The sequence below is a fragment of the Ruegeria sp. BG7 genome, from assembly GCF_056535685.1.
In genome coordinates this window covers 1,458,645-1,467,500 of sequence record NZ_JBQFIU010000001.1, presented here as the reverse complement: position 1 = coordinate 1,467,500, position 8,856 = coordinate 1,458,645, and the positions used below count along the sequence as shown (strand labels likewise).

General features: G+C 55.0%; 6 protein-coding genes, 1 tRNA gene and 2 rRNA genes (1 of these 9 cut by a window edge). 3 read left to right on the top strand and 6 right to left on the bottom strand.

Annotation, left to right across the window (positions count from 1 at the left end; all coding sequences use genetic code 11):
* From ACR3EH_RS07340 to ACR3EH_RS07330, 3 genes are all read left to right on the top strand, one after another.
* Positions 1–1,809, top strand: a 23S ribosomal RNA gene (locus tag ACR3EH_RS07340); it begins 1,057 nt to the left of the window's first position.
* Positions 1,810–1,999: 190 nt separating this feature from the next.
* Positions 2,000–2,114: ribosomal RNA gene (rrf, locus tag ACR3EH_RS07335) — 5S ribosomal RNA — on the top strand.
* Between the two features lie 53 nt (positions 2,115–2,167).
* A tRNA-Met gene (locus ACR3EH_RS07330) sits at positions 2,168–2,244 on the top strand.
* 319 nt (positions 2,245–2,563) lie between these two features.
* Here the strand turns inward: ACR3EH_RS07330 and ACR3EH_RS07325 are convergent.
* The 6 genes from ACR3EH_RS07325 to ACR3EH_RS07300 form a co-directional block, all read right to left on the bottom strand.
* Positions 2,564–4,078 carry a sulfatase-like hydrolase/transferase gene (locus ACR3EH_RS07325; RefSeq protein ID WP_171676389.1) on the bottom strand — a complete coding sequence of 505 codons (1,515 nt, stop codon included), beginning with the start codon at positions 4,076–4,078 and terminating at the stop codon, positions 2,564–2,566.
* A gap of 263 nt (positions 4,079–4,341) precedes the next feature.
* Positions 4,342–5,172 (bottom strand): alpha/beta fold hydrolase, encoded by an 831-nt coding sequence (locus ACR3EH_RS07320; protein WP_171676386.1) that lies wholly within the window; start codon positions 5,170–5,172, stop codon positions 4,342–4,344.
* Positions 5,173–5,207: 35 nt separating this feature from the next.
* Positions 5,208–6,359 carry a CaiB/BaiF CoA transferase family protein gene (locus ACR3EH_RS07315; protein WP_171648534.1) on the bottom strand — a complete coding sequence of 384 codons (1,152 nt, stop codon included), beginning with the start codon at positions 6,357–6,359 and terminating at the stop codon, positions 5,208–5,210.
* Positions 6,359–7,003: an enoyl-CoA hydratase/isomerase family protein gene (locus ACR3EH_RS07310; protein ID WP_171188764.1), complete on the bottom strand. Its 645-nt coding sequence runs from the start codon at positions 7,001–7,003 to the stop codon at positions 6,359–6,361. Before ACR3EH_RS07310 ends, ACR3EH_RS07315 begins: the two co-directional genes overlap by 1 nt.
* Positions 7,000–7,728, bottom strand: a complete 729-nt coding sequence (locus tag ACR3EH_RS07305) for a class II aldolase/adducin family protein (protein ID WP_171188766.1) — start codon at positions 7,726–7,728, stop codon at positions 7,000–7,002. Before ACR3EH_RS07305 ends, ACR3EH_RS07310 begins: the two co-directional genes overlap by 4 nt.
* Complete coding sequence (locus ACR3EH_RS07300) at positions 7,728–8,816, bottom strand: aromatic ring-hydroxylating oxygenase subunit alpha (protein WP_171188767.1); 1,089 nt, start codon at positions 8,814–8,816, stop codon at positions 7,728–7,730. The genes ACR3EH_RS07305 and ACR3EH_RS07300 overlap by 1 nt, the downstream gene beginning before the upstream one ends.
* Positions 8,817–8,856: the final 40 nt, after the last annotated feature.

The following is an 8,856-nucleotide window of genomic DNA, read 5'->3' as shown; positions in this document are numbered from 1 at the left end:
GGACGACCAAAACAACCAGGAGGTTGGCTTAGAAGCAGCCATCCTTTAAAGATAGCGTAACAGCTCACTGGTCTAAATAAGTTGTCCTGCGGCGAAGATGTAACGGGGCTCAAGCCATGAGCCGAAGCTTAGGATGCCGTAAGGCATGGTAGCAGAGCGTAGTGTGACATAGAACTCATCCTGTATTGCCGCCGGTTATGTGGTGCGCGTAAGCGCGCTCAAGTAGCCGAATAGGCGGTAGCGCAGGATAGAGTTCTTTCGATGAAGCCGGCGCGTGAGCGATCCGGTGGAGAGATCACTAGTGAGAATGATGACATGAGTAGCGACAAAGAGTGTGAGAGACACTCTCGCCGAAAGTCCAAGGGTTCCTGCTTAAAGCTAATCTGAGCAGGGTAAGCCGGCCCCTAAGCCGAGGCCGAAAGGCGTAGGCGATGGGAACTAGGTTAATATTCCTAGGCCAGGAGGATGTGACGGATCACAGGTGTAGTTCAATCTTATCGGATTGATTGGGCTGCTGAGTGGTTCCTGGAAATAGCCCTCCATCAGACCGTACCCTAAACCGACACAGGTGGACTGGTAGAGCATACCAAGGCGCTTGAGAGAACGATGTTGAAGGAACTCGGCAAAATACCTCCGTAAGTTCGCGAGAAGGAGGCCCGGTTCCTAGGCAACTAGGGGCTGGGGGCACAAACCAGGGGGTGGCGACTGTTTATTAAAAACACAGGGCTCTGCGAAGTCGCAAGACGACGTATAGGGTCTGACGCCTGCCCGGTGCCTGAAGGTTAAAAGGAGAGGTGAGAGCCTTGAATTGAAGCCCAGGTAAACGGCGGCCGTAACTATAACGGTCCTAAGGTAGCGAAATTCCTTGTCGGGTAAGTTCCGACCTGCACGAATGGCGTAACGACTTCCCCGCTGTCTCCAACATCGACTCAGCGAAATTGAATTGCCTGTCAAGATGCAGGCTTCCCGCGGTTAGACGGAAAGACCCCGTGCACCTTTACTACAGCTTCGCACTGGCATCAGGATTGTGATGTGCAGGATAGGTGGTAGGCTTTGAAGCGGAAACGCAAGTATCCGTGGAGCCTCCCTTGAGATACCACCCTTCGCACTCTTGATGTCTAACCGCGGTCCGTTATCCGGATCCGGGACCCTGCGTGGCGGGTAGTTTGACTGGGGCGGTCGCCTCCTAAAGCGTAACGGAGGCGCGCGAAGGTTGGCTCAGAGCGGTCGGAAATCGCTCGTTGAGTGCAATGGCAGAAGCCAGCCTGACTGCAAGACTGACAAGTCGAGCAGAGTCGAAAGACGGCCATAGTGATCCGGTGGTCCCGAGTGGAAGGGCCATCGCTCAACGGATAAAAGGTACGCCGGGGATAACAGGCTGATACTGCCCAAGAGTCCATATCGACGGCAGTGTTTGGCACCTCGATGTCGGCTCATCTCATCCTGGGGCTGGAGCAGGTCCCAAGGGTACGGCTGTTCGCCGTTTAAAGAGGTACGTGAGCTGGGTTTAGAACGTCGTGAGACAGTTCGGTCCCTATCTGCCGTGGGTGTAGGAGACTTGAGAGGAGTTGCCCCTAGTACGAGAGGACCGGGGTGAACGATCCACTGGTGGACCAGTTGTCGTGCCAACGGCAGTGCTGGGTAGCTATGATCGGACAGGATAACCGCTGAAGGCATCTAAGCGGGAAGCCCCCCTCAAAACAAGGTCTCCCTGAGGGCCGTGGAAGACCACCACGTCAATAGGCCGGAGATGTAAGCGCAGTAATGCGTTCAGTTGACCGGTACTAATCGCCCGATAGGCTTGATTTGATCCAGTAACAGAAAGACAAATCAAACCAAAAGCATACACCGACCTTGGTTTGGATAACCGTGTCGCACCAAGCGGCACTGTTGGTTGATAAACACAACCGAGTGGCACCGCGCATTCGCAAGCGAATACGCTGCCTGCCACCCGTCGCTTTCTTGCTCCGCAAGAAAGTCGACATGGGCTTTTCCTCGGTTTGGTGGTCATAGCGCAAGTGAAACACCCGGTCCCATACCGAACCCGGAAGTTAAGCACTGCCGCGCCAATGGTACTTGGGCTTAAGCCCCGGGAGAGTAGGTCACCGCCAAACCTAGAAAAAGCCCAACAATCTCTCTAATACGATCAAACACTTTCCGACCCTGACGCGGGATGGAGCAGCCCGGTAGCTCGTCAGGCTCATAACCTGAAGGTCGTAGGTTCAAATCCTACTCCCGCAACCAGCGTCGGAAAATCCCAACACAGACCAGTCGATCTACAAACAGTCCACTGGACTGTGGGCTTAACGATCAAACCTCCTCAGGTTCAAAACCAAAAGGTCAGAGGTTCAAATAGCGGAAACGTCAACTTTGACATATTTGACCGCCTAGTGATCGCTTTATCAAGATAATCCGAATTGCATCAGCGCTCCGAAAGTTTGTCGATCCACAGCTTAAACAACTGTTTTCCCTTGGTGGTTCTTTTGCACGTTTTACCATCGCATCTTCTTTTTCTTGGGTTAGCGGCGGTCGGTTTCCGTTGCGAATATTCCAATAGACAATCTCACAAAGCGCTTGCTTCGCGCATCTTTTCCTGCTCGCGTGGCGTGGGCGTGTGGTTGAAGCAATAAGCTGTCAGGCAAGCTTCCTTTCCGCCCAGTTCGGCTATGCGTGCTTTCTGGTCCGCGAAGCACAATGTGTTGACGGTTTCCGGGTCGCAAATCTTTCTCAAACGATGTTCGCCTTCCGCTAATGCAGCTATTGTCTGCGGGTCATCTGCTTGCAGAGCCACAAGATCCCGAAGTTCATTAGGATCGTTTGTAAGATCGAAAAGTTGCGGATCATGGCCGACATAGTGAACGTATTTCCAACGCTGCCACCGTATCATGAATGTCCCGGTGGTTGACCCACCATCATGGTATTCGCTCAGGATCGTGCGGTCGGGATTGTCTGCTTCAAGAGCCAGTTCGCGCAGAGAAATACCTGGCAAATCACGGCTTGTTTCGTCATGGGATACACCTGTGACGTCTACCGCAGTCGCGGCCAGGTCCACCAGTGAAGCTCCAGTGGTCACCTTGCGCCTTTTAGGAACGCCAGGCCCTGCGAGGATCATGGGCACACCGGCGGATTGTTCGTACATCACCTGTTTTGTCCAAAATCCCTGATCACCCATCATGTCCCCATGGTCCGAGACATAAACCACAACTGTGTCGTCTGCCTGACCACTTTTTTCCAGAGCGCTCAGAATGCGGCCGACGCAATCATCCATGAAACTCGTAAGGCCATAGTAGGCGGCTTTCGCTTCACGCATTTTTTGCTCATCAAAGTACTTCTCGTAATCGAAGAACTCAGCGACATTGCGCAATTCGGTGTGCTCTGGCCGGAAGCGATCCTCATAGCCTACCGGCAAGTCGATTTGTGCCGGGTAATACATGGTATAATACTCTTCCGGGCACGTGAGCGGGTAATGGGGGCTGACCAGTGACACGAACGCGGCCCAAGGTTGATCCGAGCCTGTTTGTTTGTGCAGCCACGCTTCGGCAGCTTTCGTGATCTCTCGGTCGTAGTCGGTATAAGCGCTGTTTCCAACACCAACGTCGGCGGCCAATTCGGCCGCCGCATCATAAGGTTGAGGGGTTTCGCGAAGGAGGCCGATGGGCCATCCGACGCCGCCCACGACGTGCATTGGCAGGATTTCTTCAGAGAATCCGTTGTCGTCCTTGGTCGACCGAAAGTGAAGCTTGCCGATAGACACAGTTTGAATTCCCCGATCGCGTAAATGACGCATCCAGCTTCGGATCCGTCCATCATAGGGCGAGGCGCTATCCCAGTGTCGGGTCTTGTGAACGTGATCACCGGTTGCAATCGCGGCGCGGGTTGGCACACACATGGGCGATGGCGTGTAGGCATTGGTAAAAAGCGTACCTCGAGCAGCCAATGCGTCCAGGTTTGGCGTCTTGACGATTGGGTGCCCCATGCATCCCATCGCGTCCTTGCGATGCTCGTCAGAGATGATGATCAGAATGTTTGATCTTTCGCGACGCTGTGTTTTGTCTGCCTCGTTGGATTGATCGCTCATGGGGCTGCCCCTTCCTGCAACGTCTCACACCGGACGGTCGTTCAAAACGTCAATTCGGTCAAGGTTAGCCCACTGCTGCCGACTGTTGCGTAGACGAGGGTAGCTCTGAGCGCACTCAAAGAATGAACAGCGGAGTTTGCCAATGTTTCTGCAGTACTAGCCATTTCTCATATCTCGACGCAATTGCTACACTGATGACCCAAGCCCACATAGTCGATATGGGCTTGGATTGTACGCTGGAACCCCGGAGTGGTTTAGGTCCGCTATTCCTGTTTCCCGACAAACTCGGCCAGTTGGCTGTTGAATGCCTCCGCCCGTTCGATGTTGACCAAATGACCGGTTGCTGGAAAGCGATGCCATCTGACATCGGAAAGGACGTCGTTGAGAAAGGCATTTGTTTCGCCGACCAGATAGTAGTCGTCATCACCGGTCACGAGCATAACGGGTTTGTCGAACGCTTTTAGCCGGGCCACGTCGTCAAACAATGAGCGCCGGTTCCAATGCAGTGTGGACAGCACATGCACCGCCCCTTCGGGGGACTGATCGCGCAGGTTTGCGGCATATGTTGACCATCCTTCGGGGTCATCTTTCTGAAAACTCTGATAGGCGGTGTCATCCTCCAGCACAGCAACGGCTCCATCACCGCCCCGGTCTTCGCGCAGTTGGAGTTCGTGCCCGACCCAGGTTTTCCGATAGTTTTCCCGTTCGTCCGCGTCCCGGGGTCCCGAGCTGTTGCCTACCAGCGTCACGCTGAGTACGCGATCGGGATGGTTCAGCGAAAAGTCCAGACTGGTGAAGCTGCCCATTGACGTTCCGACAAGATGCGCGGCTTCTATGTTAAGATGATCGAGCAGGGCCAACAGATCGCCGGTCGATTGCTCTTGCCCATATTGGGAACGGTTCGAAGGGATATCAGACGGAAGAAACCCGCGCGCCGAAAATGTGATGCAGCAAAATGACCGCGACAGCTCTGATATCTGTCGATACCAGCTGCGATAGTCGCCACCGAATTCGTGAACAAACACAATCGGGTCGCCTTTTCCGGTCACCTCGTGATAAAGCGTTGTGCCGTCTGGCGTTTGAAGCACGGGCATTCGAATAGTCCTGTTTTGGTCCGAGGGTTTTGAGTTCAGCGTGTCAAAGATGCGATGGCTGCATCGTCATATCCCAGTTCTGACAGAACTTCGCTTGTATGTTGCCCCAGGCGGGGTGCCGGGTTTTCCTGAAGGCCGCGATCAGCAATGGGGTTGCGCGCAAAACGCATATCTTTCCCTTCAGAGCTTACGGTGGAAAAGGCGGCGTATTCTTCTGCGATAGGATTGTCTGCAATTGTTTGGATGTTCTCGACCACCGAGCACGGAATGCTGTTGTCGATCAAAATCTGTATCCAATGAGATGCCGTATGCTGCTTCAGATGCGCGCCCAAGACCTGATCCAAGGCGTCGCGATTGGCCAGCCGGGCCTCATCCCCCTGAAAACGAGGGTCATCCAGCAGGTCAAGATACCCGATGGCCTCGCAGAACCGGGGCCAGTCCTTGTCGCTGCCCAGACCTATGACGATATCCCGGTCCGCTGTCGGATAGGGCTCAAAAGGGGTCATCGACGGGTGGCGTGAGCCGATGGGATTTGGAACGATCCCGGCATTGAGATAGCGTGCAAACGCGTTTTCCAGGCAGACCCACTGACAGGCCAGCATGGACACGTCCAGATGGCTGGTGTCTTGAACCCCATTTGCGTCGCGCTCATACAGACGTTGCAGAATGCCGATGGTGGTGAACAGCGCGGCCGAGATGTCGCCTATCGAAAAGCCGACGCGGGTGGGGTCACCGTCCAACTCTCCGTTTATGCTCATCATGCCGCTCATTGCCTGGACCACGATGTCATAGGCAGGGCGGTGCGAAAGGCTTCCGGTTTGCCCAAAGCCGCTGATCGAGGCCGAGATCAGGCGCGGGTTGATCCGTTTCAGATCGGCGTCGCTGCATCCCAACCGGTCGCGCACACCGGGCCGCATGTTCTCGACAAACACATCTGCCGTGGCCAGCAGCTTGTGCAGGGCTTCTTTGCCCTGTTCCGTCTTCAGGTCCAGAACGACCGAGCGCTTGTTGCGGTTCAGGGACGCAAAATAGAGGCTGATGTCATTCTCGAACGGCGGAGTTGTGCGGGCAATGTCGCCAGCCGGGTTTTCCACCTTGATGACGTCGGCGCCCAGGCTGGCCATCAACCACGTGCAGAACGGCCCGGACAGGACGGATGTCATGTCGACAATTCGGATACCTTTCATCAAGAACTCCTTCCGAGCATGGATTTTAGGGTTTTCAGATGCCCGTCGGCAGAGGCTATGGCTGGGGCGCACAATGCTTGGCAGGTGTCTGCTAAATCCTCTTGCGTCACCATTCGGTCGACCAGACCCCACATGGCTGCATCTTCTGCGTTGACGGCATCGCCCCCCAAAAGGATCGCTGCGCTCCGACCCGGGCCAATTAGCGCTTGTAGCCTGTTTACATCGTATTGACCGGGCAAAACATTGTTCTTGAGCACCGGGTAGGAAAACCGTGTTTCGGTCACACAAACCCGGATGTCGCACGCAAGGGCCAGGGTCATACCCCCGCCGATGCAAGGTCCGTTAATGGCAGCCAGGGTCAGCACCGGGATAGCTCTGAGCGCTTGGGCCATTTCGTCCCAGGGGTCTGGGCCGTTCACGTGGGTTGAAAGTGTGTTGAGATCCGCACCAGCGCAGAAAACGCGCCCGCCCGCGCCAGTAATAATCACGGCACGCAGCCCTGTGTCACTGGCGGCTTCAAGGAAGATGTCACGCAGAGAGACCAGCATCGAGTGTGTCAGTGAGTTAGCCTTCACTGGTCTGTTGATTGTAACAGTCAGACAGGCACCTTCGCGTTGGGTTTGGACTAGGTCGTTGTCACTCATGACCGGAACTCCGGCACGCTTCGATCCAGCATACGCATCAGTGCTGGCCACTGGACGCCCCCATGTGGTCCGTTTTGCGGCGCGCCCCAGTCGTGCAAGGCATCCATCGCATCGTCTGTGATCGTGATCGGCTTGTCCGTCGCACTCAGAATATCGACCTGAATTTTGCAGGCCATCTCAAGGTAGTAGTGATAAATGAAGGCTTCTGCCGCCGTGCGTCCGACCACCAATAGCCCGTGGTTCTGTAACAACATGGCAAAGTTGTTGCCAAGGTCGCGCGCCAACAGGGCACCTTCGTCCTCAACTGCTGTAGAGTCCTGATAGGGATGGCTCGACAGTGTGCCTAATACAAACCCTGCATGTTGGGACAAGGCCAACAGCCCATTGGGCATGGCCGAAACGGCAACGCCAGCACGCGTGTGGCTGTGGATCACGTAATTCACGTCAGGCCGGGCCAACAGGATGCCCGAGTGGATGATGTGTCCGGCCAGATTGACGATCTTACCGCTGTCCGGCCCGTCATCGACGGCCTGCCCGTCGAACGACATGCGGGTCAGGGTCGAAGCCGTGATTTCGTCGAACATCAAATCATGAGAGTTCAACAGGTAATGGTCAGGGTCTTCTGGCAGACGCGCCGAGATATGGGTCGATGTCAGGTCGGTCCAGCCGTAATGATGAGCAAGGCGATAAAGCGCGGCCAAGTCCTGACGGATCACGTTACTCATCACGTCTCTCCCAGCGCTTCGCGGTACAAATTGTGGAAATGTCGTAGTCCGACCTCACTCATCGCGCCGCAGCCGTCACCGATAACATAAGGCCCCGGCTCGAACGCGCGGCTTTGCATGCCTTTCTGGATTTTCGACACAACCACTTCGTCTTCGGCCCCGGTTGTTTCCTTGTGCTTGTGCATCAATGCGATCACATCCTCGTCCGCGATGTTGCCGCTCGAGAACCATCGATAGCGATAGATCGTCTTGTTCCAGGCCACAGGCAAAAACTGACGGATCGTAAAGTACCCTCCGGGGTAACAGCACATCGATACATTGGGAAAGATCCAATAAGCACCATAATCATCTGCGCGTGGGCTGGCATTCAGATCATAGTCATACTGCTTTTCGTTCTTCGTCTGTGCCTTGCCATCATGCCAGATTGTCTTGCCATGCGGGACCGTAGTGTATCCATCCATCTCAAGAACGCCATGGGTCAGCGAGCTCGCGTGCACGGTCGGGCAATGGTAGCATTCGTTGTAGTTTTCGACCGTAAGCTTCCAGTTGCTATCGTGCGTGATCTCGGTTTCGCAAACGAATTTCAGCTGGCCGGGGTCGGCGTGAAAGCTCAGCAGGTTCTGGCGGTATTCTTCTAGATCGGGGCCCATGGGTTCGGCATTTTCGTCCAGATTGACAAAGATAAATCCGCAAAACTCTTCGACCCGGATTTTACGCAGATTGATTTGGTCGCAGCTTAGGCCATCACTTTCGACCGAGCCGGGTGCGCGGCGCAGTCGGCCGTTAATTTCATACGTCCACGCATGATAAGGGCAGACCAAAACCCTCTTGCCCTTGCCTGTCCCTTCGACCAGAGGGTGACCACGGTGGCGACAGATATTGTAGTACGCATTGATACCACCATCCTGCGCGCGAATGATAAAGATGTCCTCATCCACAATGGCAAAGGTCTTGAAATCGCCCGGATCGGCAATTTCGGACACATGGCATACGCATTGCCAGCTTCGGAAGAAGATTTTTTCCTTATCAACCTCGAACCAGTCCGGCTGAGTGTAATATTTGGCCTGCAAAGGCAAATCTCGTGGCATCTGGGGTCTCTCCTGGCTGGCTTGCCCAAGTGGCGCCGCA